General features: G+C 66.5%; 21 protein-coding genes. 13 read left to right on the top strand and 8 right to left on the bottom strand.

The window, feature by feature from the left end; all coding sequences use genetic code 11:
• Positions 1-57 precede the first annotated feature (57 nt).
• From AE618_RS26570 to AE618_RS26560, 4 genes are all read right to left on the bottom strand, one after another.
• Complete coding sequence (locus AE618_RS26570; RefSeq protein WP_248311037.1) at positions 58-1,179, bottom strand: ABC transporter substrate-binding protein; 1,122 nt, start codon at positions 1,177-1,179, stop codon at positions 58-60.
• Between the two features lie 14 nt (positions 1,180-1,193).
• Positions 1,194-1,679 carry a copper chaperone PCu(A)C gene (locus AE618_RS26565; RefSeq protein ID WP_054212062.1) on the bottom strand — a complete coding sequence of 162 codons (486 nt, stop codon included), beginning with the start codon at positions 1,677-1,679 and terminating at the stop codon, positions 1,194-1,196.
• A 90-nt stretch (positions 1,680-1,769) separates the two neighbouring features.
• Entirely contained in the window at positions 1,770-1,958 is a 189-nt protein-coding gene (locus AE618_RS28315) for a hypothetical protein (protein WP_156330508.1), read from the bottom strand.
• A 110-nt stretch (positions 1,959-2,068) separates the two neighbouring features.
• On the bottom strand, positions 2,069-2,464 hold the full coding sequence (locus tag AE618_RS26560) for a hypothetical protein (RefSeq protein ID WP_054212061.1): 396 nt from the start codon (positions 2,462-2,464) through the stop codon (positions 2,069-2,071).
• A 738-nt stretch (positions 2,465-3,202) separates the two neighbouring features.
• Here AE618_RS26560 and AE618_RS26555 point away from each other — a divergent pair.
• The 12 genes from AE618_RS26555 to AE618_RS26500 all read left to right on the top strand — a co-directional run bounded on the left by AE618_RS26555 (position 3,203) and on the right by AE618_RS26500 (position 19,343).
• On the top strand, positions 3,203-4,228 hold the full coding sequence (locus AE618_RS26555) for a GlxA family transcriptional regulator (RefSeq protein ID WP_054212060.1): 1,026 nt from the start codon (positions 3,203-3,205) through the stop codon (positions 4,226-4,228).
• A 319-nt stretch (positions 4,229-4,547) separates the two neighbouring features.
• Positions 4,548-6,119: an ABC transporter substrate-binding protein gene (locus AE618_RS26550; RefSeq protein ID WP_054212059.1), complete on the top strand. Its 1,572-nt coding sequence runs from the start codon at positions 4,548-4,550 to the stop codon at positions 6,117-6,119.
• A 34-nt stretch (positions 6,120-6,153) separates the two neighbouring features.
• The gene (locus tag AE618_RS26545; protein WP_054212058.1) at positions 6,154-7,116 is read left to right on the top strand and encodes an ABC transporter permease; all 963 of its coding nucleotides are present in this window, start codon (positions 6,154-6,156) and stop codon (positions 7,114-7,116) included.
• The gene (locus tag AE618_RS26540) at positions 7,113-7,931 is read left to right on the top strand and encodes an ABC transporter permease (protein ID WP_054212057.1); all 819 of its coding nucleotides are present in this window, start codon (positions 7,113-7,115) and stop codon (positions 7,929-7,931) included. The genes AE618_RS26545 and AE618_RS26540 overlap by 4 nt, the downstream gene beginning before the upstream one ends.
• A 7-nt stretch (positions 7,932-7,938) precedes the next feature.
• Entirely contained in the window at positions 7,939-9,630 is a 1,692-nt protein-coding gene (locus AE618_RS26535) for an ABC transporter ATP-binding protein (protein ID WP_054212056.1), read from the top strand.
• Positions 9,631-9,661: 31 nt separating this feature from the next.
• Entirely contained in the window at positions 9,662-11,215 is a 1,554-nt protein-coding gene (locus AE618_RS26530) for an FAD-dependent oxidoreductase (protein ID WP_054212055.1), read from the top strand.
• A 5-nt stretch (positions 11,216-11,220) separates the two neighbouring features.
• Positions 11,221-12,168, top strand: a complete 948-nt coding sequence (locus AE618_RS26525; RefSeq protein WP_248311036.1) for an ornithine cyclodeaminase family protein — start codon at positions 11,221-11,223, stop codon at positions 12,166-12,168.
• Between the two features lie 35 nt (positions 12,169-12,203).
• A complete protein-coding gene (locus AE618_RS26520) occupies positions 12,204-14,225 on the top strand; it encodes an NADH:flavin oxidoreductase (RefSeq protein WP_082365609.1) in 2,022 nt (673 codons plus the stop codon).
• Positions 14,226-14,234: 9 nt separating this feature from the next.
• Positions 14,235-15,404 (top strand): mandelate racemase/muconate lactonizing enzyme family protein, encoded by a 1,170-nt coding sequence (locus tag AE618_RS26515; protein ID WP_054212052.1) that lies wholly within the window; start codon positions 14,235-14,237, stop codon positions 15,402-15,404.
• 46 nt (positions 15,405-15,450) lie between these two features.
• Entirely contained in the window at positions 15,451-15,699 is a 249-nt protein-coding gene (locus tag AE618_RS26510) for a hypothetical protein (protein WP_054212051.1), read from the top strand.
• Positions 15,700-15,857: 158 nt separating this feature from the next.
• Positions 15,858-18,482, top strand: a complete 2,625-nt coding sequence (ligD, locus tag AE618_RS26505) for a DNA ligase D (protein WP_054212050.1) — start codon at positions 15,858-15,860, stop codon at positions 18,480-18,482.
• Positions 18,483-18,554: 72 nt separating this feature from the next.
• Positions 18,555-19,343 carry a Ku protein gene (locus AE618_RS26500; protein WP_054212049.1) on the top strand — a complete coding sequence of 263 codons (789 nt, stop codon included), beginning with the start codon at positions 18,555-18,557 and terminating at the stop codon, positions 19,341-19,343.
• A gap of 1 nt (position 19,344) precedes the next feature.
• On the opposite strand, the gene AE618_RS26495 is transcribed toward AE618_RS26500, so the two are convergent.
• Positions 19,345-20,187, bottom strand: a complete 843-nt coding sequence (locus AE618_RS26495) for a Ku protein (RefSeq protein WP_054212048.1) — start codon at positions 20,185-20,187, stop codon at positions 19,345-19,347.
• Positions 20,188-20,633: 446 nt separating this feature from the next.
• Between AE618_RS26495 and xth the strand changes: the two genes are divergently transcribed.
• Positions 20,634-21,389 carry an exodeoxyribonuclease III gene (gene xth, locus AE618_RS26485; RefSeq protein WP_054212046.1) on the top strand — a complete coding sequence of 252 codons (756 nt, stop codon included), beginning with the start codon at positions 20,634-20,636 and terminating at the stop codon, positions 21,387-21,389.
• Between the two features lie 60 nt (positions 21,390-21,449).
• Here the strand turns inward: xth and AE618_RS26480 are convergent, their stop codons facing one another.
• Genes AE618_RS26480 through AE618_RS26470 form a run of 3 tightly spaced genes read right to left on the bottom strand, consistent with a single transcriptional unit; the run spans position 21,450 to position 24,734 of the window.
• Complete coding sequence (locus tag AE618_RS26480) at positions 21,450-22,931, bottom strand: M81 family metallopeptidase (RefSeq protein ID WP_054212045.1); 1,482 nt, start codon at positions 22,929-22,931, stop codon at positions 21,450-21,452.
• Between the two features lie 28 nt (positions 22,932-22,959).
• The gene (locus AE618_RS26475; RefSeq protein ID WP_054212044.1) at positions 22,960-23,805 is read right to left on the bottom strand and encodes an ABC transporter permease; all 846 of its coding nucleotides are present in this window, start codon (positions 23,803-23,805) and stop codon (positions 22,960-22,962) included.
• Positions 23,802-24,734: an ABC transporter permease gene (locus AE618_RS26470; RefSeq protein WP_054212043.1), complete on the bottom strand. Its 933-nt coding sequence runs from the start codon at positions 24,732-24,734 to the stop codon at positions 23,802-23,804. The genes AE618_RS26475 and AE618_RS26470 overlap by 4 nt, the downstream gene beginning before the upstream one ends.
• Between the last annotated feature and the right edge of the window lie 24 nt (positions 24,735-24,758).

Raw genomic sequence — 24,758 nt, 5'->3', positions numbered from 1 at the left:
GGCTTCACCCGGGGCACGCGCAATCAGCAGGCTCGACCCGGACGACCCGCGTGCGTTTCAGGGCTTCAGCGGCAGCATCCAGGTGCCGCTGAAGGCGATCGGAAGGTATTTTTCGTGATAGGCCTTGAGGCTCGCGACCGGATCGACGTCTGCGAACTGGTCGGGATAGAGCCGCTTGGCGAGATACTGCATCCCGACAAAGTCATAGAGCGCCCGGCACAGGCCATGCTCGATAGCATTGACCTCGCCGGCCTTCATCGCCCTGATCTCCGTCCAGCCGGGCCTCTCGGAATAAGGTTTCAGGCCGGCGCGGGTCTGTTCCGGGGTGACGTCGTAGCCCGTCCGCACGGCCTTCGGCTTGCCGACCCAGGAGGAGGCGGTGAAGACGATCAGGTCCGGGTTCTCGGCGATGACCGCTTCCGCGTTCAGCGGCCCCCAGGGGCCGGGGATCTTGCCGGTCGCAATGTTCTGCGCGCCGAGCGTGGTGACGATCTTGCCCCACATGGTGTCGTTGTAGGTGTTGCCGATGGTGTCGGCTCCGGCCTGGCCGAGTTCGACATAGACCTTCTTCGTCGGCACGCCGGCGGCCTTGGCCTTGGCGACGCGGGCTAGAATGTCGTCGAAGCTGTTCTGGTAGAGTGTCGCGAGCTCTTCGGCTCGGGCCTCCTGCCCCATGACCTTGCCGAGTGCGCGGGTCGAAGCGAGATGGCGTTCCAGGAGCTGGGCGTTGTAATCGATGATGACGACCGGAATGCCGGCACCCTCGATCTGCTCCATCTGCGCCTTGGCGGATTTGTAGCCCCATTCCGACATCAGCAGCACGTCGGGCTTCAGCCCGATCACCTTCTCGGCGCTGAAGCTGCCGTCATCGGTCTGGCCGATATCCGGCATGGCGGCGAGGTTGGGGATCACAGCCACGTAGCGGCTGAAGTTCAGCGGCCGCCAGCCCTCCCATGGCCCTCTCGAGATGCCGACGACCTTGCTCCAGCCATCGATCCCGGAGACGGCCGTGAACTCCTCGAAGCTGAAATTCATCGCGACGCGCTTGACCGGCAGATCGACCGTGACCTTGCGGCCGAGCGCATCGGAGATTTCGGTGGGGGCGGCGAGCGCCGAGACGGCCGAGGCGACGAGGGCGAAGGCGCCGAGCGCGAGTGATGCGAGCTTGTGCATGGACATGACGGTTCCCGTTTTCAGTGCTTGTGGCCGGAGCCCTGGCTCGGCTCGCGAGCGCCGACGGACTGGACAGCGAACTCGACCGGCAGCATTCCGGCCTTCTCGAAGCTCAGCGTGACCTTGACGGTCTCGCCCTCCTTGAGCTGGCGCTTCAGGTCCATGAACATCACGTGATAGCCGCCGGGCTTTAGCTCGACGCTGGCTCCGGGCTTGACCTCGAGGCCCTTGTCGAGCGGGCGCATGGTCATCACGCCGTCCTTGACCGCCATTTCATGAATCTCGATGCGGCCGGCGATGTCGCTGCTGCCGCCCAGGAGGCGATCGGGAGCCGAGCCGCCGTTTTGCAGGGTGAGATAGCCGCCGGCGACTTTGGCGCCGTCTGGCGTCGCACGCGTCCAGGGATGGCCGATTTTCAGTGCTCCGGCGGCGAAATCATGCCCCAGCGCTACAGCGCTGGTCAGGGTGAGCGCGATCGCAGCGATGTAGTGAATGGGCTTGTTCATGAAGGCGTCCTCTCGGTTGTGGTGGGCATTTCCTGTCCTGTTTTCGATGTCGGGCGCGAAGGCGCTTGAGCCCGGCCTGTCGGCGGGCTTTCAGAGGCGCGCGATCGTCGGGAGAGCGATGCCGAGCGCGACCGCGCCGGTACCGCTGAGCCAAAGCCAGGCGGCCTTCAGCGGGACGGCGAGCGGGGCGGCCTGATCGAGACCGACGAGCGCGATCGCAGCGGCACCTGCGCCAGTCGCGAAGCAGCCCGCGAAGCGAGCCAATGGATGGGATGGCATGGCACCGGATTCCGCGCCGTCACGGCGTCGGACCAGGCGAAAATCACCCTAGCGACGACCGGCGGCAGGCTGAAGACAGCCGTCGCGGACGCCAGGCGCCGGACGGCGGTTCAGGCGAGAGCGGGTGGTGCGCGCGGATTGCCCGGCGAGTGGTCGGACAGGTATCCGACAGGCCGGTCGAGCCGGCGAGCAAAGGCGACGTGATCGGCGGGCCGCCGTGCCAGGAGCTGGAATTCCGGCCGGACCCGATCGGCACCGACGAGCATCGGGCAGCCGGCCGTGCAGCAGTCCATGCCGGCGTGAGCCTGCGTATCGCCGTGACCGCCGGCAGATCCGGAATCGCTGCCCGGCAGGCAGTTCGTCAGCGCCAGGGTTCGGTCGAGAGCGACGTCATGGGCGTAGCTACCCGCGGCCCAGCCGGCGAACAGCACTTGCAGCACGAGCAGATAGGCCGCGCAGATCGCGACCCAGTTCTTTCTGCTGCTGCCCAGGCCACTCGACGACATGATGTCTCCTTGCCTTCTGCTTAATCGCTGAAGCGGCGAACGGGAAGGGACAAAGCGCCGCGACCCAGCGTCCAGGACGCGACGATCCAGAGAGGGCGACGGCGCGCAAAGACGCCGCTACGCCCCCAACGCTGCGACGCGGCAGGATGCATCAAGCCGTATCGACCTCGACGTGTTCGGTGCGCCTACCAGACCACGCATCGGCGGACACCGCCGACGACTCCGTAACGGCGGCAGGCTGCTCCGTGGCGACGCGGGGCGACGCGCGTGGTTGCGACGGCGCCGTTGGGCCCGACGCATCCGGCGCGATAGACGCCCTTCGCACAGACAACCGCCTCAGCGGGGCTCACGATTGCCACATTGGACGCCGACCACAGCAAGGCGGCTCCCATGATTGCCAGAAGTCTGCTGCTCGATCGGTTCATGGTCGCCCCCCGGTAACGCGCCGAAGCGCCACAATGCATCCTCATACCGCTGCGTCAAGCGCATGCGTTGGCCGCTCCATGGGGTGCTAGCCGCAGCGTTCGAGGCCGCCGGAGGTGCGAGGAGTGGCCTGCCGCCAATCCTCTAATCGCTCCGTCAAGCGAGGCCCGGGCTCGTTTCGAACTGGACCGGGTTGAGATAGCCGATGGCCGAGCGCGTGCGGATCGTGCTGTAACCTCTGGATGTCGTCGAGCACCATCGGCTCCGGCGACGTCCCTCGTCCGGTCATGCGCGACGCTTTGTTGAGAACAGCGAATGTACACAATCGCCTTCCTGCTGCTGCCGGAGTTCTCGCTGCTCGGTGCCGTCTGCGCGAGCGAGACGCTGCGGGTCGCCAATTCGCTCTATCCCGAGCCCCCCTTCCGCTCCGTCTTTGTCCACGACACGCAGGCGCAGGTCGCGTCGAGTTCGGGCATTCCGCTTCAGGCCGAGATGCATGTCCGCGACCTCAAGGAGTTCGACGCGCTCGTCGTGCTGTCGAGCTTCCGGCACGACAGTTACGAGAACGCCGAGACGCTGAGCCTGATCCGGCGCTTCGACAGACACGGCAAGATGATCGGGTCGATCGAGAGCGGCGTGTATCACATCGCCAAGGCCGGCGTGCTCAACGGGCACATGGCCACGGCGCATTTCAACAACCTGCCGATGTTCGCGGCGCTCTTCCCGAAGGTGAGCTTCGTCAAGAAGGTCTACACCTGGAGCGAGAAACGCATGACCTGCGCCGGTGGCGCCGCAGCCACCGACATGATGCTGCATCTGGTCTCCGAGCACCTTGGCAAGGCGGTCGCTGCGCGCGTCGCCAACATCATCATCTTCCCCTATCGGCGCGAGATCGGCGCTTATCAGGACGATTTGTTTACCTCGGCCTATAACGGCTTCCCGCAGCCCGTGCGCGAGGCTTGCCGCATGATGGAGGAGGCGATCCACCGCCCGCTCGACATCGAGGCGATCGCCGAGCATCTCGGATTGTCGCGCCGCCACCTCGATCGCCTCTTCGAGATCGCCTTCAACTGCTCGACCTTCGATTATTACCGCATGATCCGCCTGGCGCGGGCGCGGAAGCTGGTGAGGGCGACGCGCATCGACCTCACCGCCATCGCGATGCGCTGCGGCTTCCGCTCCTATCCGCGTTTTCTCGAGCGCTATCGCGAGGCCTATGGCGTCTCGCCTTCGGAGGACCGGGCCTCGGAACTGCTTCAGCCGACGCAGCCGGACCGGGTTTCGCCGCTGACAGACCTGCACCCCTACCAGGTCCAGCTCGACCCGAAGCGCATGGTCTGAGGCGAAGCCGGAACCACCAGGCCGGCACGGCCGTCCCTGTCCATACCGGGAACTTCGTTTGTCCATATCAGGCGTATCGTCCGGCCGCGCTTTTTCCAAAGATCATCTTGTTCTGATTTTGTTGAATTCAATATTCGATCATCGAATACTGAGTTTATTTTAATAATATCGCAGTTCCGCACTGACTCGATGTCAGTATCCAATGCAGATGCGCATGGTCCTCCGCACCTGCACTGTCTAACCCGGCCGGCGGGTGGGAGCGGTGAAGCAACATGACCTGCGAGCGTCAAAGACGCCGTCAAACAAGAGGGTGAATGGAATGGCAGACGGTTCGATGATGACCGGCAGTTCCCTGCCGGCAAGCGCACTCACGCGGCGCGCCTTCAGCGCAGGCCTGCTGACGACGGGACTGCTCGCGGGCTCCGGCCGCAGCCTGGCACAGGGCACGCCCAAGCGCGGCGGCACGGTGAGGCTGGCGCTGTTCCAGCAGTCGACGGGCGACACCTTCGATTCCGCCCGCTACGACAAGGGCAACGACTATATCCGCGGCACCAGCGTCTACAGCTACCTGACCCGGATGGACGAGAAGGGCGAGGCCCAGCCCGAGGTCGCCGAGTCCTGGGAAGCCAACAAGGAAGCGACGCGCTGGGTCTTCACGATCCGCAAGGGCGTCAGCTTCAGCGACGGCGCACCGCTCACCACCGACGACATCATCTTCTCGATCCTGCGCCATCGCGAGGACAAGGTCGCCTCGACGGCCAAGCAGCTGATCGCCAACATCAGCTCGGTGACGGCGGACGGCCCCGGCAAGATCGTCTTCGAGCTGGCGCAGCCGGATGTCGACTTCCCGATCCTGATCGGCATCTTCCAGTTCGCGCTGGTCAAGAACGGCACCTATGACTTCGCCAGGCCGATCGGGACAGGCGCCTTCACGGTCAAGGAGTTCCAGCCCGGCATCCGCACCGTGCTGGTGCGCAACCCGAATTTCTGGAAACAGGGCCAGCCCTATATCGACCAGTTTGAGATGTTCCCGATCCCCGATGCGTCGGCGCGCGCCAACGCGCTGCTCTCGGGGGATGTCGACATGATCCTCGAACTGCGCGGCAACGGCATCGAGCAGGTCGCCAAGTCCAGCAATGCCGAGGTCTTCGTCACACCCAGCACGCGCTACACCGCGATCCAGGCCGCGGTCGACCGTGCGCCCTCCAACAACACCGACCTCGCGCTTGGCCTGTCGTACCTGATCGACCGCAAGCGCGTGCTCGACACCGTGCTGCGCGGCTACGGCACGATCGCCAACGACCATCCGATCGGCCCCGCGAGCCCCTATTACAACGCGGCGCTGCCGCAGCGCGAACTCGACGTGGACAAGGCCAAGTTCCATTTCGGCAAATCGGGCATCGGTGCCAGCCCGATCGAGCTCTCGATGGGCGACGGCGTGCTCTACAGCGTCGATATCGGCCAGCTGATGCAGCGCGAGGCGATGCGCGCCGGCCTCAACCTGCAGATCAAGCGCGAGCCGGCCGAGAGCTACTGGACCGCGGTCGCAGGCAAGCGCCCGTTCTTCGCGACCAATTTTCACCCCCGCCCGACCTACAACATGCTGCTCAATCTGAGCTGGAAGAAGGGCGCGGTCTGGAACTTCTCGCATTTCGAGAACGAACGCCTCGAGAAGCTGATCGACATGACCCGCGCCGAGTTCGACCTTGCCAAGCGCAAGGAGCAGTACGGCGAGATCCAGACGATCATCCACAATTCGGGGGCGATCATGATCCCGACCTTCCTCAACTACGTCGACGGCGTCTCGAAGAAGATCAAGGGGTTGACGCCGCTGCCGATCGGAAGCCTGGGCGGGTTCAACTTCACCGACCGCATCTGGCTCGACGCCTGATCCATGACGGGTCGGAGCGGAGCGGAGTAGGAGCGTGGCTCATTTCATCGCCTGGCGGTTGCTGGCCACGCTGCTGCTGCTCTTCATCGTCTCGCTGCTCGTGTTCTGGGCCTGCGAGATCCTGCCCGGCGACGTCGCGCAGGTCGCGCTCGGCCAGTATGCGACGCCGGAGAACGTGAAGGCGCTGCGCATCGAGATGGGCCTGAACCAGCCGCCGCTGCAGCGCTATCTGCAGTGGCTCGTCGGCGCCGTTCAGGGCGATTGGGGCCGCTCGCTGGTGACGAAGTCGCCGGTCAGCGGCCTGCTCTCCGAGCGCGTCGCCAACACCGCCCTGCTGGCTGGCATCACCACGCTGATCGCCGTGCCGCTGGCGATCGCGCTCGGCGTGGTCATGGCGATGTGGAACGGGCGGGCGCTCGACCGCGGCGCTTCGATCGTCATCCTGGCGCTTTCGGCCACGCCGGAATTCCTGCTCGCGACGCTGCTGGTGCTGCTGTTTGCCGTCAATCTCGGCTGGCTGCCGGCCGTCGCCTATCTCAGCACAGGGTCCGGCCTCGGCCAGACGGCACGCGCGCTGCTCCTGCCGACGGCAAGCCTCGTCGTCGTCGTCACCGCGCAGATCGCCCGGATGACGCGCGCCATCCTCGGCAACATCCTGACGCAAGCTTATATCGAGATGGCGATCCTGAAAGGCGTCCCCGGCCGCCGGGTCGTGGCGCGCCATGCGCTGCGCAATGCGGTCGGGCCGATCGCCAATGTCGTGGCGCTGAACACGGCCTATCTGGTCAGCGGCATCGTCGTGGTCGAGACGATCTTCGCCTATCCCGGCCTGGCACGACTGATGATCGATTCGGTGCAGTCGCGCGACCTGCCGGTGGTGCAGGCCTGCGCCATGATCTTCTGCGCGACCTATGTGCTGCTGATCCTGCTCGCCGACGTGATGGCGCGCGTCTTCGATCCGCGCTCCCTGCCGCAACGCCCGATGGACGCGATATGAGCCGCGTCGCATCCCGCAGGCGGCTCTCGCCGACGCTGGTTTTCAGCGCCGCGATCCTGATCGCCTTTGCGCTGATTGCCGTCGTCTCGCTGTTTGCGCTGCCGCAGGATCCGTTCGATTTCGTCTCCGACGAGCCGTTCAGCCCGCCCGTCGCCGGCATCTGGCTCGGCGCCGACTACCTTGGCCGGGACGTGCTCTCGCGGCTGATGGACGGCACGCGCATCACCCTGTTCATGGCGTTGAGCGCGACGCTGCTCGCCCATCTGATCGGCGATACGCTCGGCTTGCTGGCCGCGACGCGCGGCGGCTTCGTCGACGCGGTCCTCAGCCGCATCGTCGATGTCGTGCTGGCCCTGCCGAAGATCATCGTCGGCCTGGTCGTCGTCGCCGCGCTGGGGTCTTCCGTCTCGGTCATCATCGGCATCGCCGCGGTGGTGTATTCGGCCGGCGTGTTCCGGATCGCGCGCGCGCTCGGCAACGATCTCAAGGAGATGGACTACATCAAGCTGGCGCGTTCCCGCGGCGAGGGCATGGCCTGGATCCTGTTCGGCGAGATGCTGCCCCATGTGGTCAAGCCACTCGCGACCGATTTCGCGATCCGCGCCAGCTTCGCCATCCTGTTCATGAGCAGCCTCAGCTTCGTGGGCCTCGGCGTGCAGCCGCCGATGGCGGATTGGGGCGGCATGGCCCGCGAGAATCTCGGCGGGCTCTCGACCAATCCGCTCGCAGCCGTCGGACCCGCGATCGCGATCGCGCTGGTCTCGATCGCTCTCAACATGCTCGTCGACGCGCTCGACGGCGATGCACGGCATTGAGGCGGCCATGAGCGGCACGGGCGCAGACGACACCATCCTCGCGGTCGATCATCTCTCGATCGCCAGCATGGCCGGCACGACCGTGCTCGACGCGGTCTCGCTGCAGGTCAGGCGCGGCGAGGTTCTGGCGCTGATCGGCGCATCCGGCTCGGGCAAGACGACGCTGGCACTCGCGGCGCTCGGGCATCTGCGGCCGGGTCTCGTGACGACTGGCGGCAGCGTCCGGCTGGACGGAACGGACATGCTGAAGGCGCCCCAGGCGGTGCTGAACCGCATGCGCGGCCAGACCGCGTCCTATATCGCACAGAGCGCGGCGGCCGCCTTCAACCCGCGCATCCGCCTCGGCGACCAGGTGATCGAATCGGCGCTGCTGCATCGCAGCCAGACGCCCGACCAGGCGCGGGCCCGGGCGCGGGAGCTGTTTTCCTATATCAGCCTGCCGACTCCCGACCGCATCGGCACCCGCTTCCCCTACCAGGTTTCCGGCGGGCAGCTTCAGCGCTTCATGATCGCGATGGGCATGCAGGAGGAGCCGCTGCTGCTGGTCTGCGACGAGCCGACCAGCGCGCTCGACGTGACCACCCAAGTCGAGGTGATGCGCCTGCTGAAGCAGGTCATCGCCGACAACCAGACGGCCGCGCTCTTCGTCAGTCACGACCTCGCCGTCGTCGCGCAGATCGCCACGCGCATCGCCGTGATGCGGGCCGGCCGCATCGTCGAGATCGGCGAGACCCGCCAGATCATCGAGAGCCCGCGCGAGGACTACACCCGCGAGTTGATCGCCGCCTGCCAGCACCTGTCCCTCGGTGCCCTCGCGCAGAAGCCGCCCCGCGCCGCGCAGGGCGCGGCGAAGGCCCTCACGGTCGCCGGCCTCACTGCCGGCTATGGCAAGGTCGCCGGCGGCGTGCCTCAGATCCCGACGCTGCACGGCGTTGATCTCCAGGTCGGCAAGGGCGAGATCGTCGCGGTGATCGGCGAATCCGGTTCGGGCAAGACGACGCTTGCGCGCGTGATCGCCGGCCTGCATGCGCCCGCCTTGGGAACCGTGACGCTGAACGGCGAAATGCTGGCCGGGCTTGATGCGCAGCGGACCGCGGCCCAGCGCCGCCGGGTCCAGCTCGCGGTGCAGATGGCCGACACGGCGCTCAACCCCAAGCACCGGCTGCGGCGCATTCTCGGGCGCGTGCTGTTCTTCTTCCACGGGCTGAAGGGCGCGGCCGCGGAGGCCCGGATGCGCGAGCTGCTCGCCATGGTCAGCCTGCCCGCGCATTATCTCGATCGCTATCCGACGGAGATCTCGGGCGGTGAGAAGCAGCGCGTCAATCTCGCGCGCGCGCTCGCCGCCGAACCCGAGATCCTGATCTGCGACGAGATCACCTCGGCGCTGGACACGATCGTGGCCGGCCAGATCGTCGCCCTGGTGAAGCGGCTGCGCGACGAGCTCGGCCTGACCATCATCTTCATCAGCCATGACCTCGCGACGGTCGCCTCGATCGCCGATCGCGTCACGGTGCTGCGCCATGGCCGCGTCGTCGAGGCTGGCGAGAGCGCGGCCGTGCTGAGCGCGCCGACCGACCCCTATACCCGCCTGCTCGTGGCCTCCGTGCCGGAGCTGCGGCAGGGCTGGCTCGAAGACGCCGCTGCGATGCGCGCGGCGCTCGCCACGCAACTCGAAGCCTCGCGACCCGACGCCGCCTGACCGCCGACCTCAAGCCCATCGGAGACCCCAGATGCGCGCTCCCCTCACGGAACTCGACGGCCGCTCCTTCGATGTGATCATCGTCGGCGGCGGCGTCGTCGGCGCCAGCGCCGCCCAGCACATCGCGTCTGGCGGGCGCACCACGCTCGTGGTCGACAAGGGCGACTTCGGCTCGGGTACGTCGAGCCGCTCGAGCCGGCTGCTCTATTCCGGCCTGGCCTATTTCTCGCCGGACTACGCATTGTGGCGCTTCGCCTACCGCCCGAAGGACCTGCTCCAGCGCCTTCGCATGGCGAAGCTGTCGATGGAGTGCCGGACCGAACTCGCCAGCACCATGCCCGAGCGCGTCAGCCGGCATAGCTTCTTCTTCCCCGTCTTCGAAGGTGGCGAGTATCCCGGCTGGAAGGTCGATCTCGGCTATCGCGCGCTCGGCCTGTTCGGATCCTCCAAGGTGCCGCTGTCCTATCGTCGGTTGCCGGCGGCAGAGGCGGCGCGGCAGTTCGGCATGGTCGGGCTGATGGACAGCAAGCGCCTGGCCAGTGTCGCCGTCTTTGACGAGTACCAGTATCAGTGGGCGGAGCGGATCTGCCTCGACACGATGCTCGACGCCGAGCGCTGCGGCGCGACCATCCGCAACTACACCACCGCGACGCGGCTCGATCCGCTGCCCGGCGGCGGCTGGCGCGTGACGCTGGAGGACGCGACCTCGCCAGGCACGACCGCGACCGTCGAGGCCGCCACGCTGGTCAACACGGCCGGCCCCTGGGCCGACCGCCTGCTGCGCAAGACATCGGGGCCGGTGCCGACGAAGAAGCATCTCGTCGGCATCAAAGGCGTCAACCTCGTCGTCAAGCTGCCGGATTCCTGCCGGGGCACGGGCTTCGAGATGATCAGCAGCATCGGCCAGCCCTTCTACTGCATGCCCTGGGGCGACCATCACTTCTTCGGCCCGACCGAGACGATCTTCGAGGACGAGCCGGGTTCGGTGCGCGTGCTGCCCGAGGAGGCCGAGTTCATCATCGCCGAGGCCAATCGCGCCCTGCCCTCGCTCAGCCTGACCACGCAGGACATCGTTTATCGCTGGGCCGGCGTGCGACCGCGCACGACGAGCGAGACCGCCTCGGGCGTGAAATCCCTGATGATTCACGACATGGCCACTGAGGGCATGCCTGGCGCGCTGACCGTGACGGGCTGCCCGATCATGACGCATCGCCATGCCGGACGGACGATCGCGGCACGCGTCGCGCAGATGGGGCAGGCATCGGGCGCTCCGACGCCGCTGTCCTATGCCGCCAAACCGATGCCGGGCGACGCGCCGCTGTCGTCCGAGCGACTGCGCCACGCCGCCATGCATGAGCAGGTCGAGACGCTGATCGATCTCCTGTTCCGTCGCGTGCCTGTCGGCTGGACGCCGGGGATGGGCCTTGCCGACGCACGCCAGGCGGCCGAGACGGTCGCGGACCTGCTGGGTTGGGACGAGGCCCGGATCGGCCATGAGGTCGAAGCCTATCGTCGCTTCATCGCCGAGAATTTCCAGCCGCGCGCTCTGCCCGCCGACGCCGCCTCGTCCGAAGTCGCCGCCTGATGCGGATGGTCGACGCAGACACGGTCCACCGCTTGCTCGACTGGCCCGGCGCCATCGAGGCGATGCGGCTCGGCCATCTCAAGGACAAGCCGACCATCGCGAGGCTGGCGCTCGACCAGCCGCATGAGGGCGGGCACCCCGACATGATGCTGGCCGTGCCGGCCTGGCAGGCGGGCGAGGCGCTCGGCATCAAGGTCGTGACCTCGTTTCCGAGAAACGTCGAAACCTACGGCCTGCCGACGGTCGATGCGCTCTACCTCGTCTTCGATCCCCATACCGGCAAGGCGCAGGCTGTGATCGACGGCGAGGCGTTGATCTTCCGCAAGACGGCCTGCGACAGCGCGCTCGGCGCGAGCTTCCTGGCGCCCCCGGATGCCAGCCGGATGCTGATGATCGGGGCGGGCGCGCTGGCGCCCTATGTCATCGCAGCGATGCGCGCCGTGCGCCCGTCCCTGAAGCACGTCTCGATCTGGAACCGGACGCCCGAGCGCGCGCAGGCGCTGGCAGCGACGCTGCAGGCTGCGGGCACACCGGCCGAGGCCTGCCTCGACCTCGATGCCGAACTGCCGCAGGCGGACATCGTCATCTCCGCCACCATGGCGACCGAGCCGCTGGTCAAGGGCGATCTCGTCGCGCCGGGCGCGCATGTCGGGCTGATCGGGTCCTTCACGCCCCAGATGCGCGAGGGCGACGATGCGCTGCTCCGCCGCGCCGCGATCTTCGTCGACGACTATGCCTGCCTGGAGCGATCCGGCGAATTCATCGAGCCGCTGCGCAGCGGCGTCATCACCCGCGACGACGTCCGCGGCGACCTGTTCGCGCTCTGTCGCGGTGAGATTGCGCTTCAGCCCGGAACGCGCCCGACGCTCTTCAAGAATGGCGGCGCCGGCCATCTCGACCTTTTCCTCGCCAGCCATCTGCTGGGGCGCCTTGCCCCCGCGGATCAAGGCTGAGCCGCCTTTTCACTGCCTCACAAATGAGCCCGGCCATGTCCTCCGATCCGCTGCTGCAACCGCTGACGATCAAGCATCTGACGCTGAAGAACCGCATCATGAGCACCAGCCACGCCATCAGCTATGGCGAGGATGCGATGCCCAAGGAGCGCTACCAGCTCTATCACGAGGAGAAGGCCAGGGGTGGCATCGGGCTGACCATGTTCGGCGGCTCCTCCAACGTCTCGCCCGATTCCGGCTCGGTCTTCGGCCAGCTCAGCGTCGGCGACGACCGAATCATCACGCATTTCCGCGAGTTCTCGGAGCGTGTGCATCGCCACGGCGCAGCCATCATGTGCCAGATCACGCATCTCGGCGGGCGCAGCCACTGGCGCTCCGACAACTGGCTGCCGACCGTCTCGCCCTCGCGCTATCGCGAACCGTCGCATCGCGGCTTCACCAAGGAGATGGACAAGCACGACATCGACCGCATCATCCGCCAGTTCGGCGATGCGGCCTGGCGCTGCCGGGAAGGCGGGCTCGACGGCTGCGAGGTCCATGTCCACGGCCATCTCGTCGGCCAGTTCTGGAACCCGCTCGTCAACCGCCGCACCGACGAATTCGGCGGCTCGCTGGAGAACCGCGCCCGCTTCGGGCTGATGGTTCTGGAGGAAATCCGCAGGCGGGTCGGCGACGACTTCCTCCTCGGCGTACGCATGGCCGTCGGCGAGGGCCATGAGGAGGGCATGACGGGCGCCGAATATCTCGACATGGCCAAGCTGATCGAGCGCTCGGGCCTGATCGATTTCTTCAACCTCACCTTCGGCCGCATCGACACCGAGGTCGGCCTCGCCGACTACATGCCGGGCATGCATGTTGGCCTGGCGCCGCAGCTCGCGCCCGTCGCCGCCGTCAAAAAGCAGCTGTCGCTGCCCGTCTTCCACGCGGCGCGGATCACCGATCTCGCCACGGCGCGCTACGCCATTCAGGAAGGGCTAATCTCACTGGTCGGCATGACCCGCGCCCACATCGCCGACCCCCATATCGTCAACAAGCTGGCCCGTGGTGAGGAGGAGCGTATCCGTCCCTGCGTCGGCGCGACCTACTGCTCCTGGCAGCGACGCTGCATCCACAATGTCTCGATCGGTCGCGAGGCGACGCTGCCGCATCTGATTGCCAAGGCGCAGACGAAGCGTCGCGTCGTCATCGTCGGCGCCGGGCCCGGAGGGCTCGAGGCGGCGCGGATCTGCGCCGAACGCGGCCATGAGGTGATCGTCCACGAGGCCGCCTCGCAGGCCGGCGGGCAGGTTCTGCTCGCAACCCGCATTCCGCGGCGGCGCGACCTGATCGGCATCGTCGACTGGCGCCTGGCCGAGGCCGAGCGGCTCGGCGTCGTCTTCCACTACAACAGCTATGCCGATGCCGAGACGATCGCAGCGGCGAATCCGGACGTCGTGATCATCGCGACCGGCGGGCTGCCGGACAGGATGGAGAACGAGGTCGCGGGTGCCGAACTTGCCGAGACGGTCTGGGAGATGCTGGAGACGCCGCGCGTCTCGCAAGGCACGGTTCTGCTCTATGACGGGCTCGGCACGATCACCGGCGCGGCCAGCGCCGAGATGCTGGCCGACCAGGGCGCGCAGCTGGTCTATGTCACGCCCGACAAGCAGGCCGGCATCGAGACCAGCTATCTCGACCGGCCGTTCATCATGCGCGAGCTCTACCGCGCCGGCACGGCGCTGCATCCCGACCGGCGCCTGAAGCGGATCATACGCAACGGCAACCGGCTCGATGCGACCTTCGTCAACGAATACACCGAGGTCGAGGAGACGATGTCCTGCGACCGCATGGTGATCGAGCGCGGGACGATACCGATGGATGAGCTCTATCACGAGATGCGCGCGGGCGCCGTCAATGACGGCGTGACCGATCTCGACGCGCTCGTCGCGGGCGGGCGGCAGTCGCTCTCGCTGAATCCCGAGGGGCGTTACGAGTTGCACCGCATCGGCGACGCGATCTCGTCGCGCGACATCCACGCCGTCATGCTGGATGCGATGCGGCTCTGCAAGGACATCTGAGACAGCGACATGAAGATCACTTCGGCACGCATCTACCTGATCGAAAGCGGCGGCATCCGCCCGGTCATCCTCGAACTGGAGACCGATGAGGGCATCATCGGTCTCGGCGAGGCCTGCATCGCCTATGGCATCGGCGGCACGGCGTCGGCCGGCATGCTCAAGGACATCATCGAGCGCTACATGATGGGCGGGATCGACCCGTTCCGCATCGAGGCCTTGTGGACCGAGATCTACGACCACGGCTTCTGGGCCAAGGGCGGCGGGCCGATCGTGTATGCGGCGATGAGCGCGATCGAGCAGGCGATGCTCGACATCAAGGCGCGCAGCCTGAACATCCCGGTCTACGAACTCCTCGGCGGGCGCGTCCAGGACAGCCTGCGGACCTATTGCAACGGCTGGTATTTCGGCTGCACGCAGGACAGCCAGCTGCCGGACGCCGCCGCGAAGGCGGTCACGGACGGCTATGATGCACTGAAATTCTACCCCTTCGTCACGATCATGCCCGAGGGCAGGCTGCGTCATCCCTCCTTCCGCGCCGCCAGCGACCGCAGCATCGTCAAGCGCGCCGTCCAGACGGTGAGCGAGATCCGCCGCGCCGTCGGGCCCGATGTCGAAATCATGCTCGACCTCTCGGCCGGGCTGACCACCGACGACACGATCCGCTTCTGCCGCGAGGTGGAGAACCTCGACATCACCTATGTCGAGGAGCCGGCCGTGCCCGGCGATGTCGGCGCGCTGGTCAAGATCGCGCAGAACATCTCGCAGCGCATCGCGGTCGGCGAGCGGGTGTATTCGCGCTACGGCTTCCGTGACATCCTGGAGAGCCGCGCCGTGGACATCCTGCAGCCGGACATCGGCAACACCGGCGGCCTCTTGGAAGCGCGCAAGATCGCGGCGATGGCCGAGGCCTACAGCATGAAGGTGCAGCCCCATATCTGCGCCAGCGCGCTGTCGACGGCGGTCGGGATGCATTTTTCCGCCTCGATCCCGAACTTCTACATCCAGGAGCATTTCCCCTACTGGGCGCGCATTCCCGGCCATGTCGAGGTGCTGGAGAACCCGATCGAGGCCTCGGTCAAGGGCGGCGTCATTCCCGTCAGCGATGCGGCGGGCTTCGGCGTCCAGTTGCGCCGCACCGCGCTCGACAATTCGATCTATGGCGAATACGCGCTGTCATGACAGTCGTCCAAGGACGCCCCCACTCCCGACAAAAGCAGGTAACACGATGTTCATCGCTCTGAAGATCAAGGCAAAATCCGTCTATCACGGCTACGACGAAGAAGGACGACTGATCATCGACCCCGTGGAGTCGAAGGGCTTCGTCGAGAAAATCATCAAGATCGACAGGATTTTGTCTTTCACCGAGGATTACATCTTCATCGAGTGCCCGCACGATACCGTGCAGACATGGGAGTATGAAGGCTCGCTCGCCGACATCAAGGGCAAGTTGACCTCGATCGACGCGCTCGTCTGACAGTCGCCCCCCCTCGCGCCTGACACAGTCGCGCGCATGGACTGGCGCGGTCTGTCCCGATTCCCCGGGCCAGATCTCGCGCTCGTCACCTGACCGAATTGCATCATCGGGAACCGGTCCCTGGCGCTGGCGTTGAGCGAGCGCGGAGGGACCGATCCTTGACCAGCAAGCTCCAGACCTACCGTGCCAAGCGCGACTTCGAGAAGACGAAGGAGCCTGGCGACGATGTTGCGGTAGCGGCCTCGAACCGCCTGCGCTTCGTCATCCAGAAGCACGATGCGACGCGGCTGCATTATGATCTGCGTCTCGAACTCGACGGCGTCTTCAAATCCTGGGCCGTGACGAAGGGCCCCTCGCTCGATCCGCAGGACAAGCGCCTCGCCGTCGAGGTCGAAGACCATCCGCTCGCCTATGGCGACTTCGAGGGAACGATCCCCAAGGGAGAGTACGGCGGAGGCACCGTCCAGCTGTGGGACCGAGGCTATTGGGAGCCCGAGGGCAAGCTCAGCCCCGAGAGGCAGCTCGAAAAGGGCGATCTGAAGTTCACGCTCCATGGCGAAAGGCTGCACGGAAGCTTCGTGCTGGTGCGGATGCGCCGGGATCGGGACGGCGGCAAGCGGACCAACTGGCTGCTGATCAAGCACCGGGACGAGCATGCCGTCGATGGCGATGGCGAGGCCGTGCTGGAGGTGGACACCTCTGTCGCGTCGGGACGCACAATGGCTGCGATTGCAGCCGGCAAGGGCAAATCCCCGAAACCGTTCCTGCTGGCGAAGGACGTGCTGGCACCCGATGCGGAATGGGACAGTCGCAAGGGATTGGCCGCACGGCAACGAAGCGCGCCCCAGAAGGCGCGATCAGGTCGCAAGGCCCCCTCTGCCGAGATGCCGGCCTTCATCGAGCCGCAGCTGTGCAGGATCGTGGAGCGACCCGCCAATGATGCCGGCTGGGTCCATGAGATCAAGTTCGACGGCTACCGCATCCAGATGCGCATCGAGGCCGGGAAGGTCACGCTCAAGACACGCAAGGGGCTCGACTGGACGGCGAAATTCAAGGCGATCGCGGCGGCGGCGGCCGGCCTGCCCGACGCGATCATCGACGGTGAGATCGTCGCGCTCGACAGCCATGGCTCGCCTGATTTCGCAGCGCTGCAGGCCGCCCTATCCGAACAGAAGACCGACGACCTGGTCTTCTTCGCCTTCGACATGCTCTTCGACGGCGGGACCGATCTGCGCGAGGAGCCGCTGCTCAAGCGCAAGGAGCAGCTCAAGACCTGCCTCGCACAGCATGCCGACGGCGTCGTCCTCCGCTATGTCGAGCATTTCGAAACGGGCGGGGACGCCGTTCTGAAGTCCGCCTGCAGGCTGTCCCTGGAGGGAATCGTCTCCAAGGCCGTCGATGCCCCTTATGTCTCCGGGCGCAGCGACAGCTGGACCAAGGCGAAATGCCGCGCGGGGCACGAGGTTGTCATCGGCGGCTGGTCCACGACTGCTGGCAAGTTTCGGTCGCTGCTGGTCGGCGTCTACCGCGGCTCGCACTTCGTCTATATCGGCCGCGTCGGGACCGGCTACAGCGCCGCCAAGGTCGCCACTCTGCTGCCCCGGCTCAGGGCAGCAGAAGCCGCAAAGTCGCCCTTCACTGGCGTGGGGGCGCCCAAGCGCGACCCGGGCGTGACCTGGTTGAAGCCGGAGCTCGTTGCCGAGATCGAGTTCGCCGGCTGGACCGGAGACGGCATGGTGCGCCAGGCCGCCTTCAAGGGGCTGCGTGACGACAAGCCGGCCGAGGAGGTCGAGACCGAACGTCCCGCAGACCCGGAAGCGACGCAAACGCCGACGCCACAACACTCGCTCTCGCGCTCGCGTGGCGGCAGGGCCGATGTGATGGGCGTCGGCATCAGCCATCCCGACAAGGCGCTCTGGCCAGATGCCGAGGATGGGCGGCCCGTCTCCAAGCAGGAGCTGGCCGAGTATTTCGCCGCGGTCGGCGACTGGATGCTGCCGCATATCAAGGGGCGCCCCTGCTCGCTCGTCCGCGCGCCCGATGGAGTCGATGGCGAGATGTTCTTCCAGCGCCATGCGGGCATGGGAACGTCGAACCTGTTCGAGCTCGTGCGCGTCTTCGGCGACAAGAAGCCCTATCTCCAGATCGACCGCATCGAGGCCTTGGCTGCCGCCGCGCAGGTCGGCGGCATCGAGCTGCATCCCTGGAACTGCGTGCCCGGTGACCCCGAGGTGCCGGGACGCCTCGTCTTCGATCTTGACCCGGGACCGTGCGTCAGCTTCGACGATGTCATCGACGCGGCCGTGCAGATGCGCGAGAGGCTGGACGCACTCGGCCTCACCAGCTTCTGCAAGACGACCGGCGGCAAGGGCCTTCACGTCGTGGCACCGCTGGCATCGGGACGCCGCGCATCGGTCGACTGGCCGGCTGCGAAGAACTTCGCCCGGGCCGTCTGTGCCGAACTCGCCAACGACCAACCCTCGCGCTACGTCGTCAACATGGCCAAGAGACTGAGGAACGGCCGCATCTTCCTCGACTATCTGCGCAACGATCGCATGGCCACCGCAGTCGCGCCGCTCTCGCCCCGCGCGCGGCCAGGCGCCCATGCCTCGATGCCGCTGACCTGGTCGCAGGTGAAGGCCGGCCTCGATCCCTCGCGCTATACCATCCGGACCGTGCCCGGGCTGCTGAAGAAGACGAAGGCCTGGGAGGGCTATGACGACGCAGCCGGCTCGATCGTCGATGCCATCAAGAAGCTGGGCAAGCGGGCCGAGGCAGCCTGATGCCGACCTCGGTATCGCCGGGAACGATCAGCCTGCGCGCGGCGTTCTCCGGGACACATCGGGAGAGCTGACATGGCGCCGCGGACGTTTTGGAAGGGCTATCTGAAGCTCTCACTCGTGACCTGCCCGGTGGCGATGATGCCGGCCCGATCGGAAAGCGAGAAGGTCCGCTTCCACACACTCAACCGCAAGACCGGCCACCGCATCATGAGCCGGTACGTCGATGCCGTGACGGGAAAGCCCGTGGCGGATGACGACGAGGTCAAGGGCTACCCCAAGGGCGACGACGAGTATGTGATGCTGGAGGATGACGAGCTCGACGCCGTCGCGCTGGAGAGCACGCGCACGATCGACATCGAGACCTTCGCGCCTCGGTCGTCGGTCGGCTGGATCTGGTTCGATACGCCGCATTACCTGGTGCCGGACGGCAAGGTCGGCGAGGAGGCCTTCGCGGTCATTCGCGAAGCCATGAAGCGCACCAGGACGGTCGGCATCTCGCGCGTCGTGCTCTATCGCCGGGAGCGCGCGGTTCTGCTGGAGGCGCGCGACAACGGCATCGTGCTGTGGACCCTGCGCTATGGCGACGAGGTCAGGCCGGAGAAGGATTATTTCGCAGGCATCAAGAAGGCCGAGCCCGACGCCGATCTTCGCCCGCTGATGGACAAGCTGATCACGAGCCGCACGAAGGACTGGTCGCCGGACCTCGCGACGGACCCCGTGCAGGACGAACTGCTGACGATCATCAAGGCGAAGCAGAAGGGCCGCAAGCCCGCCAAGGCGGCCAAGCCTCAAGCCAGCGAGGGCAATGTCGTGAACATCATGGATGCTCTCAAGCGGAGCCTGGAGCCGCGCAAGACCTAAGTCAGCTCGCCTTCTTGCGGGGTGCGGCCGTCTTCCTGGGAGCTGCCGCCTTCCCCGACGTCTTTCCCCCGCCCGCCTCGGCACTTTCGCGCAGCGCGGCGAGCAGACTGACGACCTTTGTCGGCTCGGGGCGCTTCTGCGGCTTGATCTTGCGGCCTTCGATCTTGGCCCGGACCACCTCCGCCAGAGCCGCCTCATACCGGTCATCGAAGCCTTTGGGATCGAAGGTCCCGGCCTTCGTCTTGATGATGTGCTCGGCGAGCTCGAGCATCTCGTCTTCGATCTTCATCTTCGGAACGTCGCTGAAGGCATCCTCGGCGGAACGCACCTCATAATCGAAATTCAGGGTCGTCGCGATCAGCCCCTCGCCATGCGGCCGGATCAGGATCGATCGCATCCGGCGGAAGATCACGGTCCGCGCGAGCGCTGCCGATTGCTGCGCCTTCATCCCCTCGCGGATCAAGGCGAAGGCTTCGGATGCGATCGGGGTGCTCGGCGAGACATAATAGGGCTTGTCGAAAAAGATGTCGTCGATCTCGTCACAGGGCAGGAAGGTCTCGACGGTCAGCGTCTTGTCGCTTTCGGGGATGGCGGCCGCGACCTCCTCGGGTTCGAGGATGACGTAGTCCCCGTCGCCCTTGTCGTAGCCCTTGACCTGATCCTCGGTCTCCACGGGCTTCCCCGAGACCTCGTCGACGAACTGGCGCTGGACGCGGTTGCCGGTCTTGCGGTTGAGGGTGTGAAACGAGATCCGCTCCGATGTCGACGCGGCCGTGTAGAGCGACACCGGACAGGTCACTTCGGCGATCTTCAGCACGCCCTTCCAGACAGCTCGCGGAGCCATGGCCGTTTTCCTCAGCAGGCGCTGCCCATCAACGCAGGCGAGAAACGAGCGGGAGACGATGCAGTTCCGTTCCGGGAAGCAACCTGCCTGATCCATGCCCGATCCCGGCGCGCGTTCTCATCGAGGGAACGCGTTGCAGCTCCGCACGTTCTCCCACGTCGCAAAACGCGGCACGCATTGAGGGAGAACTGAACGATGCTACGGCTGATCCTGGGACAGGCAGTGGGCGCCTATCTGACAAAAACGGCGGCAAGCGGCCGGCATTCGCGCCTCGTATCGGCCATTCTGGCGCTGGCGGCGACGAGAATGGGGGGAGCGAGCAAACTGATGGGCCTTTGGGGCCTCCTCGCCGCGCTTACGGGGCGGCGCGACCAAGCGCGTCCCAGGCAGGATCGGTCGATCTAGATCGATGGTTGTCGCACGATGAGCGCGACCCGAAACATGTCATGAAGGTCGCCACCTTCAACATAAATGGCATCAATGGGCGGCTGCCGGTGCTGCTGGGCTGGCTGGCGGAGGCGCAGCCCGACATCGTCTGCCTGCAAGAGCTGAAGGCGCCTGACCGACGCTTCCCGGCCGCCGAACTCGAGAAGGCAGGCTATGGCGCGATCTGGCATGGGCAGAAGAGCTGGAACGGTGTCGCCATCCTGGCTCGCGGACGAGAGCCCATCGAGACGAGACGCGGCCTTCCCGGCGATCCCGACGACGTCCAAAGCCGCTACATTGAAGCAGCCGTGGACGGGGTCCTGATCGGCTGCCTCTATCTGCCCAACGGCAATCCCGCCCCGGGATCGAAGTTCGACGACAAGCTTCGCTGGTTCAGGCGGCTGACGAAGCACGCTTCGGAATTGCTCGCGCTCGAGGTCCCCGTGATTCTGGCCGGCGACTACAACGTCATCCCGACCGAACTCGACGTCTACAAGCCGGAGCGTTGGCGCGATGATGCGCTCTTTCGTCCGGAGGTGCGTGACGCTTTCCAAACGCTGCTCAGCCAGGGCTGGACCGATTCCCTGCGCTCGCTGCATCCCCAGGACAGGATCTACACGTTCTGGGACTACCTGCGCGATGCGTGGGGCCGCGATGCCGGCCTGCGGCTCGACCATGTCCTGCTCAGCCCGCAGCTGGGCGGGCGGCTCATCGCCGCCGGAGTCGACCGGGAGGTTCGTGGCTGGGACAAAGCCAGCGATCACGCACCGGTCTAAATCGAGATCTCCGACGGTACAAGCACGGGCTGAGGGAGGGCGTGAGCTGTCACCCGATCCTCACCGATCGAGCGGGAAGATCGGACGCCTGGCCCGTCGATAGGGCAGCTTGCTGAGATCGGGCGTGCACAGAGCGCCGCTGTCGCACACGATGACCTTGCCGGCGATCGGCTCGAAAGCGGCGCGGAAATGCTGCATCGACTTCAGCGCCACGACACGCTTGGCAGCAGGGTCGATACCGAAGGCGCGGAACTGCTGCAGGTCGTTCATCTGGGCGCGAATGCTGGTGACCAGGATCTCGATGTCGCCGACGCGCAGCACGGCGCAGGGACCCCAGCTGGCCTGCAAGCCGCCCATCATGGGGCCGTCGCCGACATAGCCGCCATCGCTGACGCTGACGAGCGTGCCCGTGAGGTCGAGCGGGCCGCCGCCGATCTGCGGATCGACCTTGCCGCCGAGGCGGACGCAGACCGTCGCGCCCGGCTCGCCCGCGCGCAGTTCGGCTGCGACCTCCGGATCGACGATCGGGCCGAAGCAGGCATCCTTCAGATCGGCGGCGATCATCGCTTGCAACAGGCCGGTCGCATCGCCATAGCCGCCGCCACCGGGGTTGTCGGCATAATCGGCGATGACCAGCGGGCCGGAGGTCGCCATGTATGACGCCGCCTCGGCGACCGCATCCGCGACCGACAGGAAATCCGTGACCGTCTCGAACCGGCGCTGCCACATGTCGTCGATCAGCGCCTCGGCGAAGGCCCGGTGCCGGTCGTGGTCGCCCTCGCAGGTGACGAGCACGGTCGGCCCGACCTCGGCGATGTCGGCATTGCCGAAGCCGCCATTGACGCTGACCGCGAAGACGCCAGCCTCCTTCTCGTAAGCCCTGGCCCGGGCGATGCGCTCGACCATCGGGCCGATGTCGGTACGCCCGCCATTGACCTCCTCCAGCATCGGCCGCTCGGCGCGCAGCGTCACCGGCCTGATCTCGCCAGCCATCGTCCGCTGCAGGATGCCGGCCGCGAGCCTGCCTGTCTCGCGGATATCGACATGCGGATAGGTCTTGTAGGAGACGACGATCTGGGCGAGCGCGGTCATCTTGCGCGTGACGTTGGCGTGGGGATCGAGCGTGACGCCGATCGGCACATCCGGCCCAAGCACGGCGCGAAGACGTTCCAGCAATTCGCCTTCGCCGTCCTCGCAGAACTCCGTGACCATCGCACCGTGCAAGCCGAGCAGCACGCCGTCGATTGTGCCGGCCTGCGCCTTCGCGGCTTCCACGATGACACCGGCGATGCGCTCGAACGCGTCGCGCGTCACCGGCCCGGAGGGTTGGGCTGCCGCGCTGATCGCATGGACGATGCGCCAGCCGGCCGGCCGGCCGATGTCGAGGAAGCCCGCGAGAGGCGTGTTGGCCGCGCCGCGTGCTGCGATGGCCTCGTCCCCCGCGCTGACGCCGCGATCCTCAAAAGCCGCGTCATCGGCCGGGCAGCGGCTGAAGGTGTTGCTCTCGTGCGAGAACTCGGCGGTGAGCACGGTGAAGGTCATGGCATGGTCCTGAATGTCGCTGGCCGGCTCAGCCGTCGCGGAGCGGGCGGCGGATATCGAGCGCCTCGATCAAGGCGTCGCCGAACAGGTTGATGGCGATGACCGTCGTGGCGATCACCAGGCCTGGGAAGATGATGATCCAGGGCGCGATGAAGATCTGCGCGGTGCCGGAACTCATCATCGCTCCCCAGCTTGGAACGGGCGGTTGTGCGCCCAAGCCGAAGAAGCCCAGCGTCGCCTCGAGCACGATCGCATCGCCCGTCGCCAGCATGCCGGCGACGATGACCGGCGTCATCGCGTTCGGCAGCAGATGCAGGAACAGGACGCGCGCAGGACGCGCGCCGGCTGTCACCGCCGCATCGACGAAGAGTTCGCCCCTGAGCGCCATGACCTGCGCCCGCGTCAGCCGGGTGAACTGGGCGAGATAGGCGATGGCGATGGCGATCGCCGCCGAATGCAGCCCGGGTCCTAGGATCGCGATGAGGATGAGCGCGAGCAGGATTTCCGGGAAGGACCAGGTGAGATCGACGATCACGGTGACGATCTTGTCGAAGAGCCCGCCGAAATAGCCCGCGGCGGCCCCCAGCGTCGCGCCTGCGATCACGGACAATGCGATCGAGAGCACGCTGACGCTGAGCGAGGTGCGCGCGCCCTGGATGATCCGCGAAAGCAGGTCGCGCCCAAACTCGTCGGTGCCGAGCCAATGCGCCGCCGAGGGGGGCGTGTTGGCCATCGACAGCTTCTGCGCGGCGTAGTCATAGGGTGAGATCCAGGGCGCGAAGATCGCGCACAGGACGAGCGCGAGCAGGAACAGCGCGCAGATGGCGCCACGCGGCGAGCGGGCAATGCGGCCGGCGAGGGATTTGCTGCTCATCGTGCACCCATCGCTTCGCGCAGGCGCGGATCGAGCGCCGCCTGTGCGAGATCGCCGAGCAGCGTGCCGAGCATCACGGCGATGGCCAGCATCAGCAGGCAGCCCTGAACCAGCGGGTAGTCGCGCTGGCCGAGCCCCGTGATCAGCAGGGAGCCGAGCCCCGGCCGGGCGAAGACATATTCGACGGTGACGGCGCCGCCCAGGATCCAGCCGATGCGCAGCCCGAGGATCGTCATCACCGGCAGCATCGCCTGCTGCAGCACGTGCCGGAGCTGGATGCGCCAGAACGGCACGCCCTTGGCATGCAGCACCCGCACGAAATCGCGGCTCGAAATCTCGACCATGGCGGCACGGGTGACGCGGGCGATCAGCGCCGTGCCACCGATGCCGATGGTCAGCGCCGGCAGCACCAGCGCATCCCATGTCCGCGCGCCCGAGACCGGGAACCATTCGAACTGCACGGCGAACATCAGGATCATCAGCAGGGCCAGCCAGAAGCTCGGCAGCGTCGACCCAAGCAGGATGAAGCCCATCACCGCCCTGTCGAACAGGCTGTCGCGGAAGGAGGCCGCCAGCACGCCGGTCGCGATGCCGACCATGGTCGAGAAGATCAGCGCGGAGCCGCCGAGCGCGAGGCTGTGAGGCATGTTCTCGGCGATCAGTTGCCTGACCGGCTGGCGCATCACGATGGCGTCGCCGAGATCGCCGCTGGCGATCTTGGCGAGCCAGCGGCCGTACTGGACCAGCAACGGCTGGTCCAGGCCGTAACGGGCGATCATCTGCGCCCGCTGCTCCGGCGACGAGCCGACCTGGATCAGGTGTTCCAGCGGGTCCCCCGGCACAAGATGGATGATCATGAAGATCACCAGCGAGACGGCGAGAAAGACCGGCACCAGCATGGCGAGACGCCGTATCGCGAAGCGCAGCAAAGGCTTATCCCCCCGCGCGCCGGA

Origin of the sequence: Allobosea vaviloviae, from assembly GCF_001298265.1 — a bacterium.
In the GTDB taxonomy this organism is placed as follows: domain Bacteria; phylum Pseudomonadota; class Alphaproteobacteria; order Rhizobiales; family Beijerinckiaceae; genus Allobosea; species Allobosea vaviloviae_B.
The sequence above is the reverse complement of the archived record's forward strand: the minus strand, read 5'-3'. Positions and strand labels throughout refer to the sequence as shown.